The 26976-nt window shown below is 71.5% G+C and carries 21 protein-coding genes; 10 read left to right on the top strand and 11 right to left on the bottom strand.

Annotation, left to right across the window (positions count from 1 at the left end; genetic code table 11):
* Window positions 1–93: 93 nt before the first annotated feature.
* From IM697_RS31985 to IM697_RS31995, 3 genes are read right to left on the bottom strand one after another with little or no spacing between them, the layout of a single operon-like run.
* Entirely contained in the window at window positions 94–885 is a 792-nt protein-coding gene (locus tag IM697_RS31985; RefSeq protein ID WP_194039563.1) for an ABC transporter permease, read from the bottom strand.
* Complete coding sequence (locus IM697_RS31990; protein WP_194039564.1) at window positions 882–1844, bottom strand: ATP-binding cassette domain-containing protein; 963 nt, start codon at window positions 1842–1844, stop codon at window positions 882–884. The genes IM697_RS31985 and IM697_RS31990 overlap by 4 nt, the downstream gene beginning before the upstream one ends.
* Window positions 1845–1863: 19 nt before the next feature.
* Window positions 1864–2535 carry a DUF4097 family beta strand repeat-containing protein gene (locus IM697_RS31995; protein ID WP_194039565.1) on the bottom strand — a complete coding sequence of 224 codons (672 nt, stop codon included), beginning with the start codon at window positions 2533–2535 and terminating at the stop codon, window positions 1864–1866.
* A gap of 224 nt (window positions 2536–2759) precedes the next feature.
* Here IM697_RS31995 and IM697_RS32000 point away from each other — a divergent pair, with 224 nt between their 5' ends.
* From IM697_RS32000 to IM697_RS32020, 5 genes are all read left to right on the top strand, one after another.
* Entirely contained in the window at window positions 2760–3512 is a 753-nt protein-coding gene (locus tag IM697_RS32000; RefSeq protein ID WP_194039566.1) for a helix-turn-helix domain-containing protein, read from the top strand.
* Between the two features lie 61 nt (window positions 3513–3573).
* Complete coding sequence (locus tag IM697_RS32005) at window positions 3574–6246, top strand: SpoIIE family protein phosphatase (protein ID WP_194039567.1); 2673 nt, start codon at window positions 3574–3576, stop codon at window positions 6244–6246.
* Between the two features lie 150 nt (window positions 6247–6396).
* The gene (locus tag IM697_RS32010; RefSeq protein WP_194039568.1) at window positions 6397–7896 is read left to right on the top strand and encodes a family 43 glycosylhydrolase; all 1500 of its coding nucleotides are present in this window, start codon (window positions 6397–6399) and stop codon (window positions 7894–7896) included.
* Between the two features lie 68 nt (window positions 7897–7964).
* On the top strand, window positions 7965–9374 hold the full coding sequence (locus tag IM697_RS32015) for a family 43 glycosylhydrolase (RefSeq protein WP_194049970.1): 1410 nt from the start codon (window positions 7965–7967) through the stop codon (window positions 9372–9374).
* Window positions 9375–9450: 76 nt separating this feature from the next.
* Window positions 9451–9891 (top strand): SRPBCC family protein, encoded by a 441-nt coding sequence (locus IM697_RS32020; RefSeq protein ID WP_194039569.1) that lies wholly within the window; start codon window positions 9451–9453, stop codon window positions 9889–9891.
* Window positions 9892–10384: 493 nt separating this feature from the next.
* On the opposite strand, the gene IM697_RS32025 is transcribed toward IM697_RS32020, so the two are convergent.
* The 5 genes from IM697_RS32025 to IM697_RS32045 form a co-directional block, all read right to left on the bottom strand.
* Window positions 10385–11542: an XdhC family protein gene (locus tag IM697_RS32025; protein ID WP_194039570.1), complete on the bottom strand. Its 1158-nt coding sequence runs from the start codon at window positions 11540–11542 to the stop codon at window positions 10385–10387.
* Between the two features lie 58 nt (window positions 11543–11600).
* On the bottom strand, window positions 11601–13058 hold the full coding sequence (locus tag IM697_RS32030) for an NCS2 family permease (protein ID WP_194039571.1): 1458 nt from the start codon (window positions 13056–13058) through the stop codon (window positions 11601–11603).
* Window positions 13059–13208: 150 nt separating this feature from the next.
* Window positions 13209–15605, bottom strand: a complete 2397-nt coding sequence (locus IM697_RS32035) for a xanthine dehydrogenase family protein molybdopterin-binding subunit (protein ID WP_194039572.1) — start codon at window positions 15603–15605, stop codon at window positions 13209–13211.
* A 5-nt stretch (window positions 15606–15610) separates the two neighbouring features.
* The gene (locus tag IM697_RS32040) at window positions 15611–16195 is read right to left on the bottom strand and encodes a (2Fe-2S)-binding protein (protein WP_194039573.1); all 585 of its coding nucleotides are present in this window, start codon (window positions 16193–16195) and stop codon (window positions 15611–15613) included.
* On the bottom strand, window positions 16195–17085 hold the full coding sequence (locus IM697_RS32045; RefSeq protein ID WP_194039574.1) for an FAD binding domain-containing protein: 891 nt from the start codon (window positions 17083–17085) through the stop codon (window positions 16195–16197). The genes IM697_RS32040 and IM697_RS32045 overlap by 1 nt, the downstream gene beginning before the upstream one ends.
* A gap of 376 nt (window positions 17086–17461) precedes the next feature.
* Between IM697_RS32045 and IM697_RS32050 the strand changes: the two genes are divergently transcribed.
* Complete coding sequence (locus IM697_RS32050) at window positions 17462–19135, top strand: PucR family transcriptional regulator (RefSeq protein ID WP_194039575.1); 1674 nt, start codon at window positions 17462–17464, stop codon at window positions 19133–19135.
* 164 nt (window positions 19136–19299) lie between these two features.
* Window positions 19300–20088: a hypothetical protein gene (locus IM697_RS32055; protein ID WP_194039576.1), complete on the top strand. Its 789-nt coding sequence runs from the start codon at window positions 19300–19302 to the stop codon at window positions 20086–20088.
* A gap of 408 nt (window positions 20089–20496) precedes the next feature.
* Here IM697_RS32055 and IM697_RS32060 read toward each other — a convergent pair whose 3' ends face one another.
* Entirely contained in the window at window positions 20497–21303 is an 807-nt protein-coding gene (locus IM697_RS32060; RefSeq protein WP_228044262.1) for a GntR family transcriptional regulator, read from the bottom strand.
* A 154-nt stretch (window positions 21304–21457) separates the two neighbouring features.
* Between IM697_RS32060 and IM697_RS32065 the strand changes: the two genes are divergently transcribed.
* Window positions 21458–22309, top strand: a complete 852-nt coding sequence (locus tag IM697_RS32065; RefSeq protein ID WP_194039578.1) for a (2Fe-2S)-binding protein — start codon at window positions 21458–21460, stop codon at window positions 22307–22309.
* A gap of 304 nt (window positions 22310–22613) precedes the next feature.
* Window positions 22614–23657 (top strand): DUF2637 domain-containing protein, encoded by a 1044-nt coding sequence (locus IM697_RS32070; RefSeq protein WP_194039579.1) that lies wholly within the window; start codon window positions 22614–22616, stop codon window positions 23655–23657.
* A 103-nt stretch (window positions 23658–23760) separates the two neighbouring features.
* Here IM697_RS32070 and IM697_RS32075 read toward each other — a convergent pair whose 3' ends face one another.
* A complete protein-coding gene (locus tag IM697_RS32075; protein WP_228044263.1) occupies window positions 23761–24213 on the bottom strand; it encodes an ATP-binding protein in 453 nt (150 codons plus the stop codon).
* A 617-nt stretch (window positions 24214–24830) separates the two neighbouring features.
* Window positions 24831–25445: a hypothetical protein gene (locus IM697_RS32080; RefSeq protein WP_194039581.1), complete on the bottom strand. Its 615-nt coding sequence runs from the start codon at window positions 25443–25445 to the stop codon at window positions 24831–24833.
* A 237-nt stretch (window positions 25446–25682) separates the two neighbouring features.
* Here IM697_RS32080 and IM697_RS32085 point away from each other — a divergent pair, with 237 nt between their 5' ends.
* Window positions 25683–26969 (top strand): helix-turn-helix domain-containing protein, encoded by a 1287-nt coding sequence (locus IM697_RS32085; RefSeq protein WP_194039582.1) that lies wholly within the window; start codon window positions 25683–25685, stop codon window positions 26967–26969.
* Window positions 26970–26976 lie beyond the last annotated feature (7 nt).

Genomic DNA, 26976 nt, shown 5'->3' on the forward strand with positions numbered 1-26976 from the left:
ACACGAACGGGGCGGCGCACTCCGACGGTCTGTCGGTGTGCGCCGCCCTCGGGTGGGACGGGTTGCGGGTGCCGGCCCGCGTGGCCATGGCGGTTACTTCGGGTCGTCGTTGAACTTCGAGGTCGACCAGAAGTAGCCGAGCACCGCCAGGCCCAGGCACCAGGCGACCGCGAGCCATCCGTCGTTGCCGATCCCGGTGCCGAGCAGCAGACCGCGCAGGGTCTCGATGGCGGGTGTGAAGGGCTGGTACTCGGCGATCGGCCGGAACCAGCCCGGCATCGTCTCCAGCGGGACGAAGGCGCTGGACAGCAGCGGCAGCAGGATCAGCGGCATGGCCTGGTTGCTGGCGGCCTCGGCGTTCGGGCTGACCAGGCCCATGCCCACCGCGATCCAGGTGAGCGCCGTGGCGAAGAGCACGACCAGTCCGAACGCCGCCAGCCACTCCAGGACGGTCGCGTCGGTGGAGCGGAAGCCGATGGCCACGGCGACGGCGCCGACGAGGACCACGCTCAGCACCGACTGCAGCACGCTGCCGACGACGTGCCCGACGAGCACCGAAGGGCGGTGGATCGCCATCGTGCGGAAGCGGGCGATGATGCCCTCGGTCATGTCGTTGCAGACCGAGACCGCGGTGCCGATCGTGGTGCTGCCGATGGTCATCAGCAGCAGGCCCGGGACGATGTAGGCGATGTACGCGGAGCGGTCCGGGGCGCCGCCGCCGATGCCCGCGCTCATGGTGTCGCCGAAGATGTAGACGAAGAGCAGCAACAGCATGATCGGCGTGAGCAGCAGGTTCAGCGTGAGGGACGGATAGCGCCGGGCGTGCAGGAGGTTGCGGCGCAGCATCGTGGAGGAGTCGCGCAGGGCGAGGGCGAGGTTGCTCATCGGGCGGTCTCCTTGGGCTGGTGGGGGACGACGGCGCCGCCGGTCAGGGCGAAGAAGACGTCGTCGAGGTCGGGGGTGTGCACGGTCAGCTCGTCGGCCTCGACGCCGGCCGAGTCCAGCCGGTCGAGGATGGAGCGCAGCGCGCGCTGGCTGCCGTCGCTGGGGAGTTGCAGGGCGAGGGATTCGTCGTCCCGGGCGCCGTCGCCCAGTGCGGCGGCGGCGCTCCGGTAGGCGGCCGGGTCGGTGAAGCGGAGCCGGACGTGTCCGCCGGGGACGATCCGCTTCAGCTCCTCGGCGGTGCCCTGCGCGGCGATCTGGCCGTCGTTGAGCACGGCGATGCGGTCGGCGAGTTCGTCGGCCTCCTCCAGGTACTGGGTGGTGAGGAAGACGGTGACGCCGCCCGTGACCAGCTCACGGATGATCTGCCACATGGTGTGCCGGGAGCGTGGGTCGAGCCCGGTGGTCGGTTCGTCGAGGAAGATGATCCGCGGGTCGCCGACCAGGGTCATGGCGATGTCGAGGCGGCGCTTCATGCCGCCGGAGTAGGTGGAGGCGGGCTTCTTCGCTGCCTCGGTGAGGTCGAAGCGCTCCAGCAGTCCGGCGGTGACCCGCCGTCCCTCGCGCTGGGAGAGGTGGTGCAGGTCCGCCATGAGGAGCATGTTCTCCTCGCCGGTGATCAGCCCGTCGACTGCGGAGAACTGTCCGGTGACGCCGATCGAGGCGCGCACCGCCTGGGGGTCGGCGGCCAGGTCGTGGCCGCCGATGTGGATGGCGCCGGTACCCGGGTCGGCGGAGACGAGCGTGGAGAGGATCTTGACGGCGGTGGTCTTTCCGGCGCCGTTCGGGCCGAGCAGGGCGAAGATCGTGCCTTCCGGGACGGCCAGGTCGACACCGTCGAGGACGGTCTTGTCGCCGTAGGACTTGCGCAGCCCGTTCGCCGCGATGGCCAGGTTGGTCATGGAGGGTGCTCCTTGTCGCTCAGAGGCTGCGGGCGGTGATGTCGCCGTAGGACGTGGTCGCGTGGATGGTCAGGCCGGCGGCGGCGCCGTCGGCGTTCTTGAGCGCGTTGTGGATCCGGCCGTAGCCGGTGCCGGCGTCGAGGGAGGCGGAGACTCCGCGGGCGGCGCCGACCGAGATCTCTCCCTTCTCGGTGCGCAGCGTGACGGTGCCGTGCACCGCCTCGGCGATCCGGATGTCGCCGCGCTGGGTGCTGATCTCCGCGGGGCCGCCCAGCCGGCCGACCGAGACGTCGCCGTCGAGGACGGTGAGGCGGGCGCCGGCGGTCTCGTCGAGCTTGACCGGGCCCTGAGCGACCTCGAAGGTGACGTCGCCGAGCCGCCCGACGCCGCGGAGTTCACCGCCGGCCGCCTTGCCCTCGATACGGGACCCGGCGGGCAGCTGGACCGTGACCTCGACGGATCCGGAGGGGCCGAAGTACTGGTTCTTCGCCGCCGGGGCCGTGATCCGCAGGACGCCGTCGGCGTAGCCGACCTCGGTCTGCTCCGCCGCCTTCACGTCGCGGCTCTTGGAGGCGTCCGCGGGCAGGACCTCGACGGTGGTGTCCGTGCGGTCGGCGGCGATGAACCGGATGAGACCGCCGGGGAGGTCGAGAACGGCGGAGATCGGGGCGGAGGTGTCGAACTGCTGCATGGTGTGCTCCTGTGTTCGTCGTCGTTTCTGACATTGGAAAAGCTACGTTGCGTTCATGGATCCAGCAACATGCTTGTTGCACCCCATCGCTATCTCTGCAGGTAGATGCTGATATTTCGTTGCAACGAGCCTGGGCTTTAACGCAACGAACCCAGTAAGTCCGTTGCAATGGATAGCAAGTGAAGGCTATGCTGGAGGCACCACGGAGCACGAAGGAGACCGCGATGCCGGGAGGCAGGCTCACCCAGCAGGAACGCCAGCAGATCGCGCTGGGACTGGCCGACGGCCTCGCCTACGCGGAGATCGCCAGGCGCCTGGAGCGCCCGACCTCGACCATCACGCGCGAGGTCATGCGCAACGGCGGCCCCACCGCCTACCGCGCCGACCTGGCCCACCGCGCCACCGAACGCCGCGCGCACCGCCGCAAGCAGGCCGCGCCCCGGGGGCCGCAGGCGCCGCCGCAGGCCTACGGACGCGACGCGGAGGCGGTGCGCGAGTACGAGGAGACGTTGACCACCGTCTTCATGCAGTCGGGCATGACCAAGATGACGGCCCGGGTGATGGCCGGCCTCACCATCAGCGACACCGGCAGCCTCACCGCGTCCGAACTCGTCCAGCGTCTCCAGGTCAGCCCGGCATCCATCTCCAAGGCGATCGCATTCCTCGAGAGCCAGGAGTTCGTCCGCCGGGAGCGCGACGAACGCCGCCGCGAGCGCTACGTCGTCGACGACGACGTCATGTACCAGTCGATGATGGCCAGCGCCCGCGCCGTCGCCCAGGTCGCCGAGACCGCACGGCAGGGCGTCGGCGTCCTCGGTTCCGGCACCCCGGCCGCCACCCGTCTCGAGAGCATGGCCCGCTTCCTGGACTTCGTCGGCGAGAGCACCGCCCGCGCCGCGGAGCAGGCGCGGGCGGTGCTCTACACGAAACCCGAAACCCCCGCGGGCGGTGCCGCCGAGCCGGGCCCGGCCCGCTGACGCCGTCGCGGCCCTCGCCGCGCGGGTCTCCCCGCGGAGCACCCCGTGCTAGAAAAGAGGCATGGCCGGAATCCTCGGCCGGCTGCGCTCCCTGTTGAGCGCACGCACCGTCGCCCGCCAGGTCTTCGTGCTGCAGGCCGCGATCGTCGTGCTCCTCGTCGTCGCCGCGGTGGTGGCCCTGGTGCTCCAGGTGCGCACCGACTCCAGGCGGGAGGCCGGCAACCGCTCCCTCGCCGTGGCCGAGGCCTTCGCGAACGCGCCCGGTGTGGTCGACGCCCTGGCCGGCCCGGACCCCAGCGCGGAACTCCAGCCGCGGGCCGAGGCGGCGCGCGAGGCCACCGACGTGGACTTCATCGTGGTGATGACCAGGGACGGGATCCGCTACACCCACCCCAACCCCGAGCAGATCGGCAAGCACTTCGTCGGCACCATCGCCCCGGCCGCACAGGGCGGTGTCGTACGGGAGACGTACACCGGGACCCTGGGGCCGTCGGTGCGGGCCGTGGTCCCCGTGACCGACGGCGACGGCCGGATCGTCGGGCTGGTGGCCGCCGGGGTGACGCTGGCCAGCGTGGGCGGGATCGTCGACCACCAGCTGCCGGTGCTGCTCGGCACGGCGGCGGCCGCGCTCGTCCTCGCCACCGCCGGGACCGCGCTGGTCAGCCGGCGCCTGCTGCGGCAGACGCACGGGCTGGGGCCCGCCGAGATGACGCGGATGTACGAGCATCACGACGCCGTCCTGCACGCCGTACGGGAAGGCGTGCTGATCATGGACGGGCGGCACCGGCTGGCGCTGGCCAACGACGAGGCGCGCCGGCTGCTCGGGCTGTCGGCGCACGCGGAGGGGCTGCCCTGTATCGCCCTGGGCATCGGCAGTGACCTCGCGGGGCTGTTCGCCTCCGGGCGGGACGCCACCGACGAGGTGCACCTGGCACGGGGCCGGCTGCTGGCCGTCAGCCAGCGCTCGACCGACCGGGACGGCGGCCCGCCCGGCAGCGTGGTCACCCTGCGGGACACCACCGAGCTGCGCACCATGACCGGCAGGGCGGACGTGGCGCAGGAGCGGCTGAAGCTGCTGTACGACGCGGGGCTGGAGATCGGCACCGCCCTCGATGTCACACGCACCTCACAGGAGCTGGCCGAGTTCGCGGTGCCCCGGTTCGCGGACTTCGTCTCCATCGATCTGGCGGATCCGGTGCTGCGCGGCGAGGAGCCCAAGGAGGGCCGTACGGACATGCGCCGGGTCGCCTTCCAGGGCGTACGGGAGGGCAGCCCGCTCTATCCGGTCGGCAAGCTGATCCACTTCGCCAAGGGCACCCCGCAGGCCTTCGGGTTCGGCACCGGAGAGTCCGTGCTGGAGGAGGACCTGCCCGCCTTCTCCGGCTGGCAGCGGCAGGATCCCGACAACGCCCGCAGAATCGTGGAGTTCGGGATCCACACGATGCTCACCGTGCCGCTGCGGGCCCGTGGCGTCATCATGGGCATGGCCACCTTCTGGCGCGCCGACCGGCCCGATCCGTTCGAGCCCGACGACATCTCCCTCGCCGAGGAGCTGGTGGCGCGCGCCGCCGTCAGCATCGACAACGCCCGCCGCTACACCCGTGAGCACACCCTGTCGGTCACCCTCCAGCGCAGCCTGCTGCCCCGGGCGCTGCCGGAGCAGAGCGCGCTCGACGTCGCCTACCGCTATCTGCCCGCACAGGCGGCGCAGGGCGGGGTCGGCGGGGACTGGTTCGACGTCATCCCGCTGCCGGGTGCGCGGGTGGCACTGGTCGTGGGGGACGTCGTGGGACACGGACTGCACGCGGCGGCCACGATGGGACGGCTGCGTACGGCGGTCCACAACTTCTCCACCCTGGACCTGCCGCCCGACGAACTCCTCGGCCATCTGGACGAGTTGGTGGCCCGCATCGACCAGGACGAGGGCGACGGCGAGATAGCGCCCATCACCGGAGCGACCTGTCTGTACGCCGTGTACGACCCGTCCTCCGGGAATTGCGCCCTCTCCCGCGCCGGCCACCTCGAACCGGCGCTCGTGCACCCCGACGGCGAGGTCGAGTTCCTGACTGTGCCCGGCGGGGCGCCGCTGGGCCTGGGCGGCAGCCTGCCCTTCGAGGCGACCGAACTGCGGCTGCCGGAGGGCAGCGGTCTTGTGCTGTACACGGACGGGCTGGTCGAGGACCAGGGGCGGGACATCGACGAGGGGCTGGAGCGGCTGCGCGGGGCGCTGGCCGCGGCGCCGCCGACCCGGGGCCGGACGCCGGAGGAGACGTGCAAGTCGGTGCTGGAGGAACTGCTGCCCGAGCGGCCGCGCGACGACGTCGCCCTCGTCGTGGCCCGGACCCGGCTGCTCCCCGCCGACCGCACGGCGAACTGGGACGTCCCGGACGACCCCGCCGCCGTGGCACGGGTGCGGGCGGCGGCCACCCGGACGCTGGACGAGTGGGGGCTGGCGGAGGAGGCGTTCACGACCGAGCTGATCCTCAGCGAGCTGGTCACCAACGCCCTGCGCCACGCCACCGGCCCCATCCGCGTCCGCCTCGTCCGCGACCGCGCCCTGATCTGCGAGGTCTCCGACGGCAGCAACACCGCCCCGCATCTGCGCAGCGCGGCCACCACGGACGAGGGCGGCCGGGGACTGTTCCTGGTGGCGCAGTTCGCCGAGCGGTGGGGGACGCGCTACACGGCGCTCGGCAAGGTGATCTGGACGGAACAGCCCCTGCCGGGCTCGTGACAGGGCCACGACGAAGCCATGTAAAGCGCGGATGACGAAACCGTTGACGGAAACATGACTCACTTTTATCTTCTGTCCCATCACGATCGGAATCACGAACTGCGTTCGACATTCCGAACTTACGGACAGGGACGGTCTCGTATGCCCCGGATGTCTCACCCCCCACTCAGGAGACGCCGCAGATCGCTGATCCTCTGCGTGCTCGCGGCCCTCCTCACCCTGGTGGCCACCACTCAGCCGGCGTCCGCGGCGGACGGCCGCCCGTACACCAACCCGCTGAAGTCGTTCAAGGGCGCCGACCCGTGGCTCCAGTACCACGACGGCGACTACTACCTGATCACCACGACGTTCACCGGCATCCTCGGCATCCGCAAGTCGCCGACGCTCGCGGGTCTGGCCACCGCGCCCAACGTCCAGGTGTGGTCGGACACCACGTCGACCCGCAACACCAACTTCTGGGCGCCGGAGATGCATCTGTTCAACGGCCGCTGGTACGTGTACTACTCGGCCGGCCGGAGCGGCGTCGCCTGCTGCGACTCCCAGCGCACTCATGTGCTGGAGAGCGCCGGGACGGACCCGATGGGGCCGTACACCTACAAGGGCTCGCTGACCGGGTCCAATCTCACGCCGGGCGGCTGGCTGATCGACGCGAGTGTGCTGCGGGCGAACAACAGGCTGTATCTGCTGGGCAGCGGGTTCGTCAACGGCAGTACGCAGAGCCTGGTCATCGCCCCGCTGAGCAACCCCTACACGCTGGCGAGCGACAACTTCACGATCATCTCCAGCCCGACCCTGGACTGGGAGCGCTCCGGCAACCCGGTCAACGAGGGCCCCGAGCCGCTCTACCGGGGCGGCCGCACCTTCCTCACGTACTCGGCGAGTTCCTGCCAGACCGCCGACTACAAGCTCGGACAACTGGAGCTGACCGGCTCCGACCCGCTGGACCCGGCGTCCTGGACCAAGAAGCGGACCCCGGTCTTCCAGCGCAGTGACGCCAGCGGCGTCTACGGCCCGGGACACAACGGCTTCTTCACCTCCCCCGACGGCACCGAGAACTGGATCGTCTACCACGCCAACTCCGCCTCGAACGGCGGCTGCGGCAACGGACGCACCACCCGGGCCCAGGAGTTCACCTGGAACGCCGACGGCACCCCGGACTTCGGCACACCGGCCGGCCTCGGCACCACCCTTCCCGGCCCGTCCGGCGAGACGGCCGCGACGCCGACGTCGTACACCCTCGTCAACCGGTCCAGCGGCAAGTGCCTGGACGTGAACGGCGGCAACACCGCCGACGGCACGAACATCTTCCAGTGGACCTGCAACGGCGGGGCCAACCAGAAGTGGAAGGTCGAGGACCTCGGCGACGACACCAACCGACTGGTCAACGTCGCCACCGGCAAGGTGATGGACACCGCCGAGTGCTCCGCCGCCGACGGCGCCGGGATCCGGCAGTGGTCCTGGCTCAACAACAAGTGCCAGCGCTACCGGCTCGTGTTCACCGCGAGCGGCGACCACGTCCGGATCGTCAACGAGTCCACCGGCAAGGTCGCCGACGTCGCCAACTGCTCCACCGCGAACGGCACCGACGTGCGCCAGTGGACCTGGCTGAACAACAACTGCCAGCAGTGGCGCCTCGTCCCCGCGACCTGATCTTCCAACTCCCGCATTGGAGAAGCACCTTGAGACGCAACGCCCTGCGGCTGCTCACGGCCGTCCTGATGGCCCTCGCGGCCTGCCTCGCCGGGCCGGGTCCCGCCGCCCAGGCCGCCGTGCCGGACTCCCCCGCCGTGACCTTCACCAACCCGATCGCTCTGCAGCGCGCCGATCCGCACATCTTCAAGCACACCGACGGCTTCTACTACTTCACGGCGACCGTTCCGGCGTACGACAAGATCGTCATGCGCCGGGCCACCACTCTTCAGGGGCTCTCCACCGCCCCGGAGACCACGATCTGGACCAAGCACGCGAGCGGTGAGATGGGCGCCCACATCTGGGCCCCGGAGATCCACTTCATCGACGGCAAGTGGTACGTCTACTTCACCGCCGGCTGGTCCAACGACAAGTGGCGGATCCGGCCATACGTCCTGGAGTCCAGCTCCGCCAACCCGCTCACCGGCACCTGGACCGAGAAGGGCCGCATCTCCCTGCCCCTGGACACCTTCTCGCTCGACGCCACGACGTTCGTGCACAACGGCACCCGCTACCTCAGCTGGGCGCAGAACGACCCCGCCGTCGGCGCGGGCACCAACATCTACCTGGCCCGGATGTCCAGCCCATGGACCATCACCGGCAGCCCCGTGATGATCGCCCGGCCCACCCACGCCTGGGAGAAGGTCGGCGCGACCGTCAACGAGGGCCCGGCCTTCATCCAGCACGGCAGCAAGGTTTTCATGACCTTCTCCGCCAGCGCCACCGACGCCAACTACTGCCTCGGCCTGCTGACCGCCGATGCCACGGCCGACCTGATGAACCCGGCGTCCTGGACCAAGAATCCCTCGCCGGTCTTCAAGAGCAACGACGCCACCGGCCAGTACGGTCCCGGTCACAACAGTTTCACCGTCTCCGAGGACGGCAAGTCGGACATCCTCGTCTACCACGACCGCGACTACAAGAACATCAGCGGCGACCCGCTCAACGACCCCAACCGCCGCACCCGCTTCCAGAAGCTGTACTGGAAGGCCGACGGCACCCCTGACTTCGGCATCCCGGTGGCCGACGGGGTCACGCCACAGCGCCTGTCGTCGTACAACTTCGCGGACCGGTTCATCCGGCACTGGGAGTACCGCGCCCGCATCGAAGCGAACGTCTCGCCGCTCGCGGACTCGCAGTTCCGCGTGGTCACCGGCCTGGCCGGCAGCGGCACCGTCTCCCTGGAGTCCACCAACTTCCCCGGCTACTACCTGCGGCACAAGAACTACGAGGTGAGGGTGGAGAAGAACGACGGCACGGCGACGTTCGCGTCCGACGCCAGCTTCCACCAGCGGGCCGGGCTGGCTGACTCGGCTGGGGTCTCCTACGAGTCGTACAACTACGCGGGCCGCTACATCAGGCACTACGAGTACCTGCTGTACATCCAGACGCCGAGCACGGCGACGGACCGGGCGGACGCCACGTTCTACGCCCAGTGATCCGGTGAGGAACGGGATCCGGGCCGGTCGTCCGTGCGGCCCGGATCCCGCAGAACCGTTCCGTAAGATCACCTCCGTGGCGAACTTCCTCCTTCAGCGCACGGTCCCGCTCCCCCTCCCCGAGGCGTGGCGCCGCCTGACGGAGTGGTCCCGCCATGCCGACGTCGCCCCGCTGACCCGCGTCCGCGTGACCACCCCCGGGCCGACCCACGAAGGCACCCGCTTCGTCGCCCGTTCCGGCATCGGCCCCCTCTCCTTCGACGACCCGATGGAGGTGACGGTGTGGCGGCCGCCGGGCGACGACGCTCCGGGGCTGTGCCGGCTGGAGAAGCGGGGCCGGGTCATCACGGGCTGGGCCGAGATCGAGGTGCGGCCCGGTCCGGGCGGGCGCGCACGGGTGCTGTGGCGGGAGGAGTTGCGGGTGCGGTTCGTGCCGGGGGCGTTCGACGGGGTGGTGGAGCGGACGGCTCGGGCGGTGTTCGGGCGGGCGGTGAATCGGTTGCTCAGACGGCCGTGAGGCCCCGGTGGCGGCCGTGCCAGAGTGGGCGCCATGGCCAAGACCGAGGCAACGAGCGTGACGCCGGGCGAGGTTGAGGCGCCGACGGCGGACGGACTGCGGTGGTCGCCGGCCAGCGCCCGGGACACCGGGGACGACGGCGGGCTCGGTCGGCCGGCCCTCGGCGACCGCTGCCGGCACTCCGTCCCGCGCTCCGGTGTGCCGAACCGGCTGCGCCCCGGCTTCTGGGACAACAACGGCCAGCGCTGCGGCACGGCCGACGTGCTCGCGCCGGCCTGCGACCGGATCGCCGAGCAGGGCGACCCACCCGACCCACCCCACTGCGCCCACGCCCTCGTCACCGACATCGCCCGCCACGCCACCCGCGACGCCGGCGGCGCCCGTTGGTCCAACGTCGAGCACCGGGCCGACCCGATCAGCCGGGGCGGTGACCCGGCCTACGCGTTCACCTGGCCCGATCAGCCGGCACCGCGGACCTGGGACGGGTGTCTCGCTAGGCCACCGAACCGATCCGTCCCGCCGGGGACGACGTGGACGTCGTGTCGTGATGGATCGGTGTGTGCGCGCCGGTCAGTGAGGCGCCGCTGCCGCCACGCCGGGCCGCGACGATCTCCGACCCGATCGACAGGGCCGTCTCCTCGGGCGTACGGGCGCCCAGGTCCAGGCCGATCGGGGAGTGCAGCCGCGCCAACTCCAGTTCGGTGACGCCGACTTGGCGCAGCCGCTCGTTGCGGTCCAGATGCGTCCGCCGTGACCCCATCGCGCCGACGTAGGCGACCGGGAGGCGCAACGCCCGTTGCAGCAGGGGCACGTCGAACTTGGCGTCGTGGGTGAGTACGCACAGGACGGTTCGGCCGTCCACCTCCGTGGCCTCCAGGTATTTGTGGGGCCACTCGACGACGATCTCGTCGGCCTCGGGGAAGCGCGCCTTCGTCGCGAAGACGGGGCGCGCGTCGCACACGGTCACGTGGTAGTTCAGGAACTTGCCGATCCGCACCAGGGCCGAGGCGAAGTCGATCGCGCCGAAGACGATCATCCGGGGCGGCGGTACGGAGGACTCGATCAGCACCGTGAGCGGGGCGCCGCAGCGCGAGCCCTGTTCGCCGATCTCCAGGGTGCCCGTGCGGCCCGCGTCCAGGAACGCGGCCGTCTCCGCCGCGACCGTGCGGTCCAACTCGGGGTGGGCGCCGAAGCCGCCCTCGTGCGAGCCGTCCGGGCCGACCAGAAGGGCACGGCCCATCAGCTCCGCCGGCCCGGACACGATCCGTGCCACCGCCGCCGCCTCGCCACCCGCGGCCGCCCGCAGCGCGGACGCGAGCACCCGGCGGGCCGGGTCGGTGGAACGTGCCGGCGTGACCAGGATGTCGATGATGCCCCCGCAGGTCAGACCGACCGCGAAGGCATCCTCGTCGCTGTAGCCGAAGCGCTCCAGAACCGTCTCGCCGTCCTGCAGCGCCTGTTGGCACAGCTCGTACACCGCGCCCTCCACACAGCCGCCGGAGACCGAGCCGATCGCCGTGCCGTCGGCGTCCACCGCGAGCGCGGCACCGGGCTGCCGGGGTGCGCTGCCGCCGACCGCCACCACGGTGGCGACGGCGAAGTCACGCCCCTGCTCGACCCACCGGTGCAACTCCTCGGCGATGTCCAGCATCTGTCGGTCTCCTTAAAGCGGTTGTGTGGAGGGCGGTGCACACCCGCCGGCGCACCGGCTAGTGCACGCCCATCCAGCTCTCAATGGGATTGAGGGCGAAGAAGACCAGGAAGATGCCTGTCAGGGCCCACATGAATGCCCCGATCTCCCTCGCCTTGCCCTGAGCGATCTTGATGGCCACGTACGAGATGACGCCGGCCGCGACACCGGCCGTGATCGAGTACGTGAACGGCATGATGACGACCGTCAGGAACACCGGGATCGCGGTGGCCCGGTCGGCCCAGTCCACATGCCGTGCGTTCATCATCATCATGGCGCCGATCACCACCAGGGCCGCCGCCGCGACCTCGCCCGGCACGATCGCCGTCAGCGGGGTGAAGAACAGGCAGGCCGCGAAGAACAGTCCGGTGACGACCGAGGACAGGCCCGTGCGGGCACCCTCGCCGACGCCGGTCGCCGACTCGACGAACACCGTCTGGCCGGACGCGCCGGACACACCGCCGATCGCACCGCCCGCGCCGTCGATGAACAGCGCCTTGGACAGGCCCGGCATCCGGCCCTTGTCGTCGGCGAGCTTGGCCTCGGTGCCGACGCCGATGATCGTCGCCATCGCGTCGAAGAACCCGGCGAGCACCAGGGTGAACACGATCATGCCGACCGTCATGGCGCCGACCTCGCCCCAGCCGCCGAACTCGACATTGCCGAAGATCGAGAAGTCGGGCATGGACACCGCGCTGCCGTGCAGTTCGGGAGCGCCGCTGGCCCACTGCTTGGGGTCGATGACGTCGAGGGCGTTGAGGACGACGGCCAGTACGGTGCCGCCGATGATGCCGATCAGGATCGCGCCGGGGATGCCGCGCGCCTGGAGCATGAAGATCGCGAGCAGGGTGGCCGCGAAGAGCAGCACCGGCCAGCCGGCCAGTTCGCCGGCCGGGCCGAGGGTGACCGGGGTGGCCTCGCCCTGGTGCACGAAGCCGGCCTTGAAGAAGCCGATCAGGGCGACGAACAGGCCGATGCCCATGGTGATGGCGTGCTTGAGCGCGAGCGGGATCGCGTTCATGATCATCTCGCGCAGGCCGGTGACGACCAGCAGCATGATGACGACGCCGTACATCACACACATGCCCATGGCCTGCGGCCAGGTCATCTGCGGGGCGACCTGTGAGGCGAGCACGCCGGAGACGGAGAGGCCGGCGGCGAGGGCGAGCGGCACCTTGCCGAAGAAGCCCATCAACAGCGTGGTGAGGGCCGCCGCGAACGCGGTCGCGGTGATCAGGGCCTTCTGGGCGAGGGTGTCCCCCGCCGCGTCCTTGCCGGACAGGATCAGCGGGTTGAGCAGGAGGATGTACGCCATCGCCATGAAGGTGGTGACGCCGCCGCGCACCTCGCGCGCGACCGAGGATCCTCTGTGGGATATGTGAAAGTACCGGTCGAGCCAGGACCTGCCGGCCGGGACGCGGGTGCCTTCTCCCGCGTCTTCGGCTGTGGTCCTGGGCTCCGTTGACTGCTGGGTCATGTGGGCCTACTCCCAAGGTTCATAGGGGCACCCGCGGATTGCCTTCGGCGATCGACGGGGTTTGGGGAGGTGCACGACCCGGGGGACGGCCCGAGACGAACAATCGGGGGGTCCTGGGGGGACGAAGTCCCCCCAGGAGAATTCACCGGTTCAACCCCCGGAGGGTTGCGTGCCCGTGAGGTGTTCGGGCCGTACCGGCGTTCGGTTGAGCTCCAGCCCGGTCGCGTTCCGGATCGCCGCGAGGACGGCCGGGGTCGACGACAGGGTGGGGGCCTCGCCGACGCCGCGCAGCCCGTACGGGGCGTGGTCGTCGGCGAGTTCGAGCACGTCGACCGGGATGATCGGCGTGTCGAGGATGGTCGGGAGCAGGTAGTCCGTGAAGGACGGGTTCCTGACCTTCGCGGTCTTGGGGTCGACGACGATCTCCTCCATCACCGCGATGCCCATGCCCTGGAGGGTGCCGCCCTGGATCTGGCCCAGGACGGACAGCGGGTTGAGCGCCTTGCCGACGTCCTGGGCGCAGGCCAGTTCGATGACCTTGACCAGGCCGAGCTCGGTGTCGACCTCGACGACGGCGCGGTGCGCGGCGAAGGAGTACTGGACGTGGCCGAAGCCCTGGCCGGTGCGCAGGTCGAAGGCCTCGGTCGGACGGTGCCGCCACTCGGCCTCGACCTCGACGCTCTCGTCTTCGAGCACGTCGACCAGGTCGGCGAGCACTTCGCCGCCGTCGGTGACGACCTTGCCGCCCTCAAGGAGCAGCTCCGCCGTCGCCCAGGCCGGGTGGTAGGAGCCGAACTTGCGGCGCCCGATCTCCAGGACCTTCTCGCGGACGAGTTCGCAGGAGTTCTTCACGGCGCCGCCGGTGACGTACGTCTGCCGCGACGCGGACGTCGAGCCGGCGCTGCCGACCTGGGTGTCCGCCGGGTGGATGGTCACCTGGGTGACGCCCAGCTCGGTGCGGGCGATCTGCGCGTGGACGGTGACTCCGCCCTGGCCGACTTCCGCCATGGCCGTGTGCACGGTGGCGACGGGCTCGCCGCCGATGACCTCCATGCGCACCTTGGCGGTGGAGTAGTCGTCGAAGCCCTCGGAGAAGCCGACGTTCTTGATGCCGACCGCGTAGCCGACCCCGCGGACGACGCCCTCGCCGTGCGTGGTGTTGGACAGACCGCCCGGCAGCTGCCGTACGTCCGACCCCTCGCTGGACTCCCACTGGCGCTCCGGCGGCATCGGCATCGCCTTGACGCGGCGCAGGAGTTCGGCGACCGGGGCCGGGGAGTCGACCGGCTGCCCGGTCGGCATGATGGTCCCCTGCTCCATGGCGTTGCGCCGGCGGAACTCCACCGGGTCCATGCCGAGTTGCTTCGCCACCTTGTCCATCTGCGCCTCGTAGGCGAAGCACGCCTGGACCGCGCCGAAGCCGCGCATGGCGCCGCAGGGCGGGTTGTTGGTGTAGAGGGCGATGGCCTCGATGTCGACGTCGTCGACCACGTACGGGCCGATCGACAGCGAGGAGGCGTTGCCGACGACGGCCGGGGAGGCGGAGGCGTACGCGCCGCCGTCCAGCACGATCCGGCACTTGACGTGGGTGAGCTTGCCGTCGCGCGTGGCCCCGTGCTCGTAGTACAGCTTGGCGGGGTGGCGGTGGACGTGTCCGAAGAAGGACTCGAAGCGGTTGTAGACGATCTTGACCGGCTTGCCCGTGCGCAGCGCCAGCAGACAGGCGTGGATCTGCATCGACAGGTCCTCGCGGCCGCCGAAGGCGCCGCCGACGCCGGACAGCGTCATGCGGACCTTGCTCTCGGGCAGGCCGAGGACGGGCGCGATCTGGCGCAGGTCGGAGTGCAGCCACTGGGTGGCGATGTAGAGGTGGACACCGCCGTCCTCGTCGGGCACGGCGAGGCCGGACTCCGGGCCGAGGAAGGCCTGGTCCTGCATGCCGAAGGTGTACTCGCCCTTGACGATGACGTCGGCCCGCTTCGCCGCCTCGGCGGCGTCGCCGCGGAAGATCGGCTGGCGGTGCACGATGTTCGGGTGCGGGACGTGGCCGGAGTGGTGGTCGTCGCGGTTCTCGTGGATGAGGATCGCGTCGGGGGCGGTCGCTGAGGCCTCGTCGGTGATGACGGGCAGTTCGCGGTAGTCGACCTTGATCTTCGCGGCGGCGCGGCGGGCGGTCTCCGGGTGGTCGGCGGCGACGATGGCGACCGGCTCACCGTGGTGCCGGACCCTGCCGTTGGCCAGGACGGGGGTGTCCTGGATCTCCAGGCCGTAGTTCTTCACGTCGGTCGGCAGGTCGTCGTACGTCATGACGGCGTACACGCCCGCCATGGCGAGCGCCTCGCTCGTGTCGATGGACACGATCTCGGCGTGTGCGACGGTGGATCGGAGGATCTGCCCCCAGAGCATGTCCTCGTGCCACATGTCGGACGAGTACGCGAACTCGCCGGTGACCTTGAGGGTGCCGTCCGGGCGGAGCGTGGACTCGCCGATGCCGCCCTTGGTCTGGGACCCCTGGGTGATCTTGGTGGGAGCGCCGTTGGTGGGCATGCTGCTCAGACCGCCTCTCCCTGCCGGGCGGCCGCGAGGCGGACCGCGTCCATGATCTTCTCGTAGCCGGTGCAGCGGCACAGGTTGCCCGAGAGCGCCTCGCGGATGTCCGCGTCGGTGGGGTTCGGGTTGCGCTCCAGCATCTCGTCGGCGGCGACCAGCAGACCCGGGGTGCAGAACCCGCACTGGACCGCGCCGGCGTCGATGAACGCCTGCTGGATCGGGGAGAGTTCGGTGCCCTCACCGGTCTGGGAGTCCTGGCCCTTGGCGGCCCACTGCTGGGCGTCGTTCAGCGAGGTGCCGCAGGCTCCGGTGGCACAACCGCCGCCCTCGGCACGCTGCTTGGCGAAGTCGGCCAGGCCCTCGACGGTGACGACCTCACGGCCCTCGACCTGCCCGGCGGCGACGAGGCACGAACACACCGGCACACCATCCAGCCGGACCGTGCAGGACCCGCACTCGCCCTGCTCACAGGCGTTCTTGGACCCCGGCAGACCGAGCCGCTCGCGCAGCACGTACAGCAGGCTCTCGCCCTCCCACACGTCGTCGGCTTCCTGCGGACGTCCGTTGACAGTGAAGTTGACGCGCATTACGCGGCTCCCTCCGTGAGGCGGCGCTCGCCGCGGTACGACTCCCAGGTCCAGGTCAGCGTGCGGCGGGCCATGACGCCGACCGCGTGCCGGCGGTAGCTCGCCGTGCCCCGGACGTCGTCGATCGGGTTGCAGGCGCCCGAGCACAGCTCGGCGAACTGCTTGGCGACCGACGGGGTGATGATCTTGCCGTTGTCCCAGAAGCCGCCCTCTTCGAGCGCCGCGTTCAGGAACTCCTCGGCAGCCTCGGCCCGGATCGGCGTCGGGGCGGCCGAGCCGATGCCGGTGCGGACGGTCCGCGTCTCGGGGTGCAGCGCGAGCCCGAAGGCGCACACCGCGATGACCATGGCGTTGCGGGTGCCGACCTTGGAGTACTGCTGCGGTCCGTCGGCCTTCTTGATGTGCACGGCCCGGATCAGCTCGTCGGCGGCGAGCGCGTTGCGCTTCACGCCGGTGTAGAACGCGTCGATCGGAATACGACGGGACCCGCGCACCGACTCGACCTCGACCTCGGCGCCTGCCGCCAGCAGGGCGGGGTGGGCGTCGCCGGCCGGGGAGGCGGTGCCGAGGTTGCCGCCGACGCCGCCGCGGTTGCGGATCTGCGGGGAGGCGACCGTGTGCGAGGCGAGGGCCAGGCCCGGCAGCTCGGCGCGCAGGTGCTCCATGATCTCGGTGTACGGCACGGAGGCCCCGAGCCGCACGCTCTCCTCGCCGGCCTCCCACTCGTAGAGGTCACCGATGCGGTTCAGGTCGAGGAGGTACTCGGGCCGACGGTGGTCGAAGTTGATCTCGACCATCACATCGGTGCCACCCGCAATCGGCACAGCGGTGGGGTGCTCGGCCTTCGCGGCGAGCGCCTCCTCCCAACTGGCGGGGCGAAGGAAGTCCATGACCGGCTCTCTTCTTCGTCTCGTGGGTCGTACGGTTTGAGCCAGATCAGGTGCGGCGGGCCCGGCTCGTTCATGTGCTGTTAACGCGCATTGACGTCAGTACACAGCGCCCTGCTCCACCGGGGTCAGTCACGGAAACCATGAAGGAGTTGGCTGGCCAGGGAGGTCATCTTGTAGATTCGTATGAACGGAGGTCACCAGTAACCTCCACGTCTTTCTCCGGAAACATCGGGCACAGCCCTGTGACCTGGGACACCGTCCGAAAGACGACGAGCACCGCGCTCCGGCGCCGCTCATCGGGCCCGCCGATCGGGCCGCACCCACGGACCCCCAGGATTCATCGTAGATTTCGAGACAAGGAACGGCGGCGACGAGAATGCGGCTGCGCGCACTGCTGGAAACGGACGCGCTGGGCCTCAAGCTGCTCGGCGGCGAGGACGAGCTGGACCGCACCGTGCGCGGGGTGATGACCACCGACCTCCGGGACCCCAGCCGCTATCTGTCCGGCGGGGAGCTGGTGCTCACCGGGCTGGCCTGGCGTCGGAACGCCGCGGACTCGGACCCTTTCGTGCGGATCCTCGTACAGGCCGGGGTCGCGGCCCTCGCGGCCGGTGAGGCCGAGCTGGGCGACATCCCCGACGACCTGGTGGTGGCCTGCGCCCGGCACCGTCTGCCGCTGTTCGCGGTGCACGAGTCGGTGGCGTTCGCGACGGTCACCGAGCATGTCGTTCGGCAGGTGAGCGGCGAGCGCGCCGGGGACCTCGCGGCCGTCGTCGACCGGCACCGCCGGATGATGACCTCGGGCCCGGCGGGCGGCGGCCCGGACGTGGTCCTGGATCTGCTCGGCTCGGACCTGGACCTGCGGGCGTGGGTGATGTCGCCGACGGGCCGGCTCATCGCGGGCTCCAAGGTCGGGGGCCCGGCCCTGCCCGTCGAGGTGTGCGCGAGGCTGGCGGCGGAGCATCTGGCGGCCACCCGCACCGGCCGCCGCGGCCCGCACCGGTCGACCCTCGGCACCACCACGTACTCCCTCTTCCCGATCCGCAGCAGCGGCCGCACCCCGCAGGGCGCGCGGGATGTGCGCGAGACGCTGCTGTCGGACTGGCTGCTGGCCGTGGAGGCGGACGCGGGCGACTGGCCCGAGGAGCGGCTCGACCTCCTCCAGGGCGTCACCCAGCTCATCGCGGTCGAACGGGACCGCCGGGACGCGGCGCGCACGGTCCGCCGCCGCCTCGCCCAGGAGGTCCTGGAGCTGGTCCAGACGGGCGCGGCGCCCGCGGAGATCGCCGCGCGCCTGCGGGTCGCGGCACCGGTCCTGCTGCCCGGCCTCGGGGCGGCGCCGCACTGGCAGGTGGTGGTCGCGCGGGTCGAGTGGGAGGACGGCGACATCGAGGCGGGTCCGATCGCGCAGTCCCTCCTGGAGGAGATCCTGGTGGACCCGGTGGCGACGGGGCCCGAACCGTCCGACCGCATCGCCGTCGCCCACACGGGCGACGAGGCGATCGCCCTGGTGCCGCTCCCGGCGGTCTCGTCGGAGCACGACGGCTCGGAGGCCGGCATCCTCGCGGACGCCCTCCTCGACTCGGTGCGCGACCCGCTCGCCGCGGGCCTGGACGGCGACGGCCGGGTCACGCTCGGTGTCAGCGCGGCGGTGCACTCGGCGGAGGGCCTGCGCGGCGCCCTGGAGGAGGCCCGCCACGCCCGCCGGGTGGCGGCGGCGCGCCCGGGCCGGGTCTGCGCGGCGGGCCACCAGGAGCTGGCCTCCCATGTGCTCCTGCTGCCGTTCGTCCCCGACGACGTGCGCAGGGCCTTCACGGCCCGCCTCCTCGACCCGCTGCGCGACTACGACCGCCGCCACCGGGCCGAGCTGATCCCCACCCTCGAGGCGTTCCTGGACTGCGACGGCTCCTGGACCCGCTGTGCGACCCGTCTCCACCTGCACGTCAACACACTGCGCTACCGCGTGGGCAGGATCGAGCAGTTGACGAGTCGGGACCTCTCCCGCCTGGAGGACAAGCTGGATTTCTTCTTGGCATTGCGGATGAGTTGACCTCACGCGGGACCTCGCGAACGGCGGCACGGAGTGGCACCAAGTGCCGCCGTTGTCCCACGACTTTGTGAAATCCTTCACCCACCCTCTTGGCCGGGCCCGGAGATTCGTGCTGAGATGCCGCCACCACTCAACAGCTCGATGGCGTGCTCGGGGAGGGCAAGGTGGCGCATACCGCCATGTCTGGTAACGGAACGACCGCTGGCGACGATCCACTCCAGACCGCGGTATGGCGGCTGCGCTCACGCGCCTGCTGGGCGGACGCGGCGGCCCTGCTCCAGCCGGTGACCGCGCCGGCCGCGCTGCAGCGGGCATCGCTGCTGGTGGAGCGCTGCCTCTACACCGAGCAGGGCTGGCAGGAGGCCGAGGACGCGCTCCGAACGGCCGAAGCGCTCGCGCACAGTGACGACGAACGGGGCGCGGCCGCTTGTGAACGCGGGCAACTTGCGTACGCGGCGACGCTGCACGGAGTGCGCGACCGGGCGGACGAGGCGCGGGCGGCGCTGGGCAGGGCGGCGGCGCTGATCCCTCCGGGGGCGGTGGGCAGGGCGCTGCTGGACTTCCGCCGGGGTCTGCTGGCGGAGAACCTGGCCCGCTCGCCGCAGGCCGCCCGCGCCGCATACCGGCGCGCGCACGCGGGTGCCACGGCCCACGCCGACCCGCTGCTGCTCTCCTTCACCTGGCGTCATCTGGCCGGACTGGCCCTGCGTGACGGCGAGTTGGCGGAGGCGCGGCACGGTTTCGCGGAGTCGCTGCGGATCCGGGAGGAGCTGGGGTATCTGGTGGGCACGGCCCCCGCCCTGGCGTCCCTGGCCGACGCGGAGGCCGAGCCGGAGGCGTCCCGGCTGCGTGAGGAGGCCCGCCGGCTGTTCCGCCTCCTGGGCGGCGTGCCGACCTGGCTCTCGCGGCAGCTGGCCCCGATTCCCCCGGCCGCGGGGGCGGCGACGGCGTAACGAACGGCGTTTCCTCGCCCCCGCCGCCCCTACCCGTCCCATCCCCAGGGGCTCCGCCCCTTCGACCCCACTGGGGCTGCCGCCCCAGACCCCGCTCCGGCCCCTAAAGGGCCTTGTCCTCAAACGCCGGACGGGCTGGATTGCGCCGACCGGCGCTGAAAGGTGGCGCCCAGCGGGTGGGTGGGGGCTCGGGATGGGGAGAGCCAGCCCTCGGGCACCGGACAGGCCGGAGGACGCCGGCTGGCGTTGAAGGGTAGCGCCGGATGGAAAGAGTCCGTCCTCGGGCGCTGGGCGGGCCGGAGGATGCCGGCCGGCGTTGAAAAGTTGCGCCCAGCGGGTGGGTGAGGGCTCGGGGTGGCGAGAGTCCGTCCTCGGGCACCGGACGGGCTGGAAGGTGTCGGTCGGTGTTCAGTGGGCGGTGGTGAAGTGCTCTCCCGCCAGTGACCGCACCACGTCCAGGTCCCTGGCGATCAGTGCGTCCAGCAGGGTGGTGTGCTCCGTCGCGTCCGCGATCAGGTCGGCGTTGCCCCGGCCCGGGGGCCTCACCAGGGGCCACTGGGCCCGCCGGTGGAGGTCGTCGGCGACCTGGACGAGCTGTTCGTTGCCGCAGAGCGACAGCACCGCGCGATGGAAGGTGCGGTCCGACTCCGCGTACGTCGCCCGGCAGCCCGTGGCCGCCGCTCGCACCGTCGCCTCCGCCAACGGCCGCAGCTCCGCCCACCGTTCGGCGGCGACCGTGCGCGCGAGCCGCAGCATCACCGGCACCTCGATCAGCGCCCGCACCTCGGCCAGTTCCGCCAGCTCCCGGGCCCCGCGCTCGACGACCCGGAACCCCCGATTGGGCACGACCTCGACCGCGCCCTCCAGGGCGAGCTGCTGCATGGCCTCGCGCACCGGCGTCGCCGAGACCCCGAACCGCTCGCCGAGCGCGGGGGCCGAGTAGACCGCCCCGGGCGTCAGCTCACCGGTGACCAGCGCCGTACGCAGGGCGTCCAGGATCTGCCCGCGCACCGAGGCCCGCTGCACCAGCGGGCGCGGCATAGGCGGCCGCGGCATCGGCGGCTCACTGTGCGTGTGCTCACCACGAGCCGACACCGCCGGGTCACCCTGGGCCTGCCGCACCTCGGCGGCCCGTCCCTGCACCGGCACCCGCGGCACATCCGTACGGCCCTCCGGATTCCCCGTCACCGCGGAGCCCTGCGCGCCCTGCCTCACGGGTCCTCCTCGGGACGTGTCAGTACTTGGGGTCATTACGGCGGGTTGTTACTCACCCGTCAAGCACCTTAGGCGCAGAACGCGACAGTTCAAACTGCGGCGATCTTGGGTAAGGTAAGGCTTACCTTCAGAGCCTCCACGGATCGGCGGTCCCATGCCCGTGCCCCCTTCGGCCCTCGCAGACGCCTACACCCGTCTCGCCGAGGTCTTCCCGGGGCTCGAGATCACCCAGCCGCCCGCCGGTCGGCCGGTGCCCCGGCACGGGGGCTGGGTCGCCGCGGCCGACCTCGCGGACGGCGCCACCGCCCTCGACGCCTTCCTGGCCTGGGACGACACACAGATACGACGCGACTACGGACAGCCGGCCCGGCCCGATGTCGTCGCCGGCTTCGGACTGCATCGCTACGCCTGGCCCGTCTGTCTGCTGATCACCGTGCCCTGGTTCCTGCTGCGCCGCGTCCCGCGCTTCCCCGTGACGCATGTCTCCTACGACCGCACGGCCCCCGGACTCCCGATGGGCCGCCTGGCGGCCCGCCCCACCACCTTCGCCTGCCTCCCCGACGACCCGGCCGCCATCCTGCCCGGCGCCAGGGTCGCCCCCGACGAGGAGGCTCTGCGCGCCGAGGTGCGCGCGGCCGTCGCCGAGCACCTCGAACCCGTCCTGGCCGGCTTCGGCCCGCGCATGCGGCGACGCGGCCGCGCACTGTGGGGCATGGCGACCGACGAGATCGTCGAGGGGCTGTGGTACGTCGCCCACCTCTTCGGCGACGGCGAGCAGGACCGGGCGCGGCGCGAGCTGGAGCTGCTGCTGCCGGGCGCGACGAAGCCGTACGTCGGCTCGGCCGCCTTCCGCGAGCTGACCGGCCCGAACGGCGAGTCGCTGCCCACCCGCGACCGGGCGAGCTGCTGCATGTTCTACACACTGCGCCCCGAGGACACCTGCGCGACCTGCCCGCGCACCTGCGACGCGGACCGGATCACCAGGCTGGTGGCCGCCGCCGGTTGAGGCACCCTCAGATATGGCCGTAACTCGTCGTGCCGTAAGATCACCCGCGAGCGCGACACCCGTTATGGTTACAGCCGTTTCACGATTTCCTCACTCCGCGCGGGAACTTTCCGTGGAACCACCCGCACGGGTAGTGTTGTTCGAACTCAACTCCCGCCCCTCAAGCGGCAGTTCGAGCAGAACGCCGCCCTGGGCATCCCCTTGCACTTCCTTGGCGGCCTCTTGCCCCGAAACCCCCTGAGGGCCAGCGGGATTGGGCCACTATGGCGGGCGTTACGCCCTATCCCAATGCAAGGGACCCCAGATGAGATTGACCGACATATCGCTGAACTGGCTGCTTCCGGGCGCCGTCCTGCTCCTGGGCCTGCTGGCGGCGATAGCGGTGCTCCGGCGCGGAAAGACCGCGGGGAAGGACACGAGCGCGGACGACTCGTGGGAGCGCAGCGAGGAGCGCCGTAGGCGCAAGGAGGCCATATACGGCACCGTCTCCTACGTCCTGCTGTTCTGCTGTGCGGCGGTGGCCGCGGCACTCTCCTTCCATGGCCTGGTCGGCTTCGGTGAGCAGAACCTCGGCCTCACCAACGGCTGGCAGTACCTCGTGCCGTTCGGCCTCGACGGCGCGGCCATGTTCTGCTCCGTGCTCGCCGTGCGGGAGGCCAGCCACGGCGACGCGGCGCTCGGCTCCCGGATACTCGTGTGGACGTTCGCCTTCGCCGCGGCCTGGTTCAACTGGGTGCACGCGCCCAGGGGCATCGGCCACGACGGCGCCCCGCACTTCTTCGCGGGCATGTCCCTGTCCGCGGCGGTGCTGTTCGACCGGGCCCTGAAGCAGACCCGCCGGGCCGCCCTGCGCGAGCAGGGCCTGGTGCCGAGGCCGCTGCCGCAGATCCGGATCGTGCGCTGGCTGCGGGCGCCCCGCGAGACCTACAAGGCCTGGTCGCTGATGCTCCTGGAGGGCGTGCGCAGCCTGGACGAGGCCGTCGACGAGGTCCGCGAGGACAAGCGGCAGAAGGACGAGAGCCGCCTGCGCCGGCGCGACCAGCAGCGCATGGAGCGTGCGCAGTTGAAGGCCATCAGCCGGGGCCACCGCGGCTTCATCGGCCGCGGCGCCGGACGACAGGTCGAGACGCAGGCTCTGGAGCGCGCCGCCTCGGCCCAAGTCACCGCGGAGCCTGCCATATCCGCGCCGGAGCAGCTGCCCGTACGGTCGCGTCCCTCGCTGCAGCCCGTACGCACCGGTTCTGAGCCGGTCACCGTCGACCTCACTTCGGAGGACGACACAATGGCGCTGCCGCGCCTCGACTCGCTGGAGCGCAAGCTCAAGGATCTTGAGCAGCAGTTCGGCTGAGTACGCCGCTCATCGACGGGAAGGGCGCGATCCGGAACTCGGGTCGCGCCCTTCCCGTCTCCCGCGTCGGTCCCTTCCCGTCTCCCGCGTCGGTCCCGTGCCGTCACGCGGCGTCCGCGTCGAGTTCGAACCACACCGCCTTACCCACCCCGTGCGCGCGCACGCCCCAGGTGTCCGCGAGGGTCTGGACGAGGAGCAGGCCGCGGCCGTTGGTGGCGTCGTCGGCGTTCGTCGCGCGTGGTCTGGGCAGCCGGGCCATGAAGTCCCGCACCTCCACCCGGAGCCCGCCCGGTCCGACGGTCGCCGTCAGCACGGCGTCCCGGTCGGTGTGCACCAGGGCGTTGGTGACGAGCTCGCTGGTCAGCAGCTCGGCTATGTCCGATCGCCCGGGCCCGCCCCAGTGCCGTAGCAGCTCGCGCAGCGCCCTGCGCGCCTCCGGCACGGCCCTCAGGTCCGCCCGCCCGAGTCTGCGCCTGAGCTGAGGCGGCTGCGTGTGTCCCCCGGCGCTCGCGGCCCTGTCCTCCACTGTCTCCACCGAGGAGGCCCCGATCGCCATGGGACCGCCTCCTCGCGCCTGCCTCTTCATGACCCCCGCCCGCGTGCCGATGTCGGTTCCCCTCCTGGCTCGAACACGTTCACGGGAACCATTTCCCGGCCGGACCCTCGGCAGTCATGTCGAATCGTCAACGACCAGGTGTTCGGCCATGGTTGGGGCGGCTCGGGCGGGGTGGATGAACTCCGGAACGTCATCCGTCGGCCGCCCGCAAGCCGCCGTACGCGGTGACCGGGCGTGTCGGCCACCGGCCACGGCCCGGTTTCCGGGTGCGCGACCCGCTCGTGGCGAGGTGAGGCGAGGCGGTGCATCCGGTGCCGGAGCCGGAGGGCCGATCAGTGCGGTCCCGCCCCGCATCGGGTCGACTCCCCACCGACGGCCCGACCGCAGCGGATCGGACCGTCTGCCGACTCCGCTCTGCCGTTCCGGCCGTATCCGACGAAGCCGTGGGGCGGTTGGGGTCGTACGCGCCGTGCACACCCACATGTCCCGCGGCGAGGCAACGACGCGCCTTTGGCCAGTTTCCCGCAAGCCGGGAAACTGGCCGGATCTCATGGGTGCGGGGCCGCCCGCCCGACCCCCGTCCGGGAGGGCGGCCCCGCTGGTGGGTGGCGTGTCGGTCAGTAGAGCTTGTGGACCGCCGTGGTGGTCGTCTTCTTGAAGGCCTTCACCGGCGCGTGAGTGAAGTCGCCCATCTGCCCCCATCGCACGACGGTGACGGTGCCGCCGTCCCGGCCGACGGAGACGAGGTGGATGTCCATGGCACCCCACGCGGCACGGGTCGCGAAGCCGTGGACGCGGGCGCCCTCCTCGACCGGCAGGCGGCCGTAGCCCCGGTAGTCGGCCTCGATCTCCGGGTCCGCGTCCATGCGCGTGACACAGCGCTTGACCTCCCTGTCGAGGCGGGCGGCGAGGGCCTTGGCCTTGGCGCTGTCGCCCACCACGACGGTGAGCTGCTCGGCACCGGTGTCGAGTTCGGTGCGGAAGGTGCGGTGGCGGGAGTCGTAGGCGAGCAGCGCTTCGCCGAAGCAGTACCGCATCTCGTCCGGGAGTCCGTCGGTGACCTTCCCGGCTGTCCAGCCGGAGGGGTGCGGCGGGAGTTCGGACGCCGCGAGGAACTTCGGCGCGGGCGCCTTGGTCGTGGCGCCGGCCGGCGCGGCGCACAGTGCGGTGCCCGCGGTGAGGCCGGCGACGGCGAGTGCGGTGAGCGTGCCGGCTCGGGTGCGCTTGGGCATGGTGGTCCCCCCGTGGATGACAGGAAAATGCGTGAGACGTCGGAAGTGGCTCGGCACCGACGCCGGTTGGTCCGTCCGGCCTGGTCGGTGCCACACCAAGAGCATCAGCCGTCACAGCGGGCGGCGGCAAGCGCCGTCGCCCGATCCGCGACGGTGGAACCATCCCAGCCCTTCTGACGTGCAGGTATATGGAGTGCCTGGGATGCCGTCCCGGGACGGGGAGGACACGGGAGAACAGTGTCGGAAGCACAGGACGACGACGTCCAGGAGTTCGCGGCGTTACTCAGGCGCCTGAAGGACCGCACCGACCGCAGCTACGGTCAGCTCGCCCGGCGCCTGAACATGAACACGTCCACGCTGCACCGTTACTGCGCCGGTGACGCGGTCCCCCTCGGCTTCGCCCCCGTGGAGCGCTTCGCCGCCCTGTGCGGGGCGGCCCCGGAGGAGCGGCTGGAGCTGCACCGCCGGTGGATCCTGGCGGTGGCGGCACGACAGCGCTCGCGTACGGCGGCACCGGCCGCCGCTCCGCAGGCGGACGCCTCCCCCGCTGACCCCGAGGAGCCGACCGGGCAACCACCACAGCCGGAACCTCCCCGCCGCCCCTGGTACCGCCGCCGGCGCCTCCTCGTCTCCGTGGCCGTGGCGACCGCCCTCCTGGCCACCCTCGGCAGCCTCTCCGCCCTGCCGGACGACGAACGTCCCCGGTCGAGCGACTCCGCCGAGGCCTCCCATCCGCCCCGTACGACGGCGCCGGGCACCCCGCGCCCGAAGTCGACCAGGTCCCCGAGCGCCTCCCCCACCACCCCCGCGCCCTCGCCCGACGCGTCGAGGAAGCCGTCGGCGAAGCCCACCGCCACCGCCGACGGGCAGTCCGGGGAAGCAGGCCCGCGGCAGTCCCCGGCCGGCCTGCCGCTCACCTGGAGCGCCGACTCCCATGTCTGGGAGGCCGGCTGCGGCCACGACTACGTCATCGCCAAGCCCTTGCGGCAGGTGCCGCCGCCCCCGGCCCCGCAGGACGCGGCGACCTGGGCGGCGACGCAGAACGCCGTGCACGGGCAGCAGACGATGGTGGAGATCACGGTGCAGGGCCGGACGTCCACGGCCGTCGTCCTGGAGGCGCTGCGCGTACGCGTCATCGGCCGCTCGACGCCCATGGAGGGCGCCAACTACGCCATGGACAACGGCTGCGGCGGAGCCCTGACGCCCCGCTACTTCGACGTCGACCTGGACAAGGACCGGCCCATCGCCCGCCCGGTCGACGGCAACGACACCGGTGTCACCATCCCGGCGATGCGGCTGCCGTACCGCGTGTCCGCCGAGGACCCTGAGGTGCTGCTGGTCGACGCGCGGACGCAGACCTGCGACTGCCGCTGGTATCTGGAACTGGACTGGTCGTCCCAGGGCCGCACCGGCACGCTTCGCATCGACGACCACGGCCGCCCGTTCCGTACATCGAGCACCAAGGGGCTGCCGAACTACGCGTACGACACCTCGGCCCGCGCCTGGGTGCCGTCGGAGGACTAGCGGCACG

The sequence above is a fragment of the Streptomyces ferrugineus genome, from assembly GCF_015160855.1.
Taxonomy (GTDB): Bacteria; Actinomycetota; Actinomycetes; order Streptomycetales; family Streptomycetaceae; genus Streptomyces; species Streptomyces ferrugineus.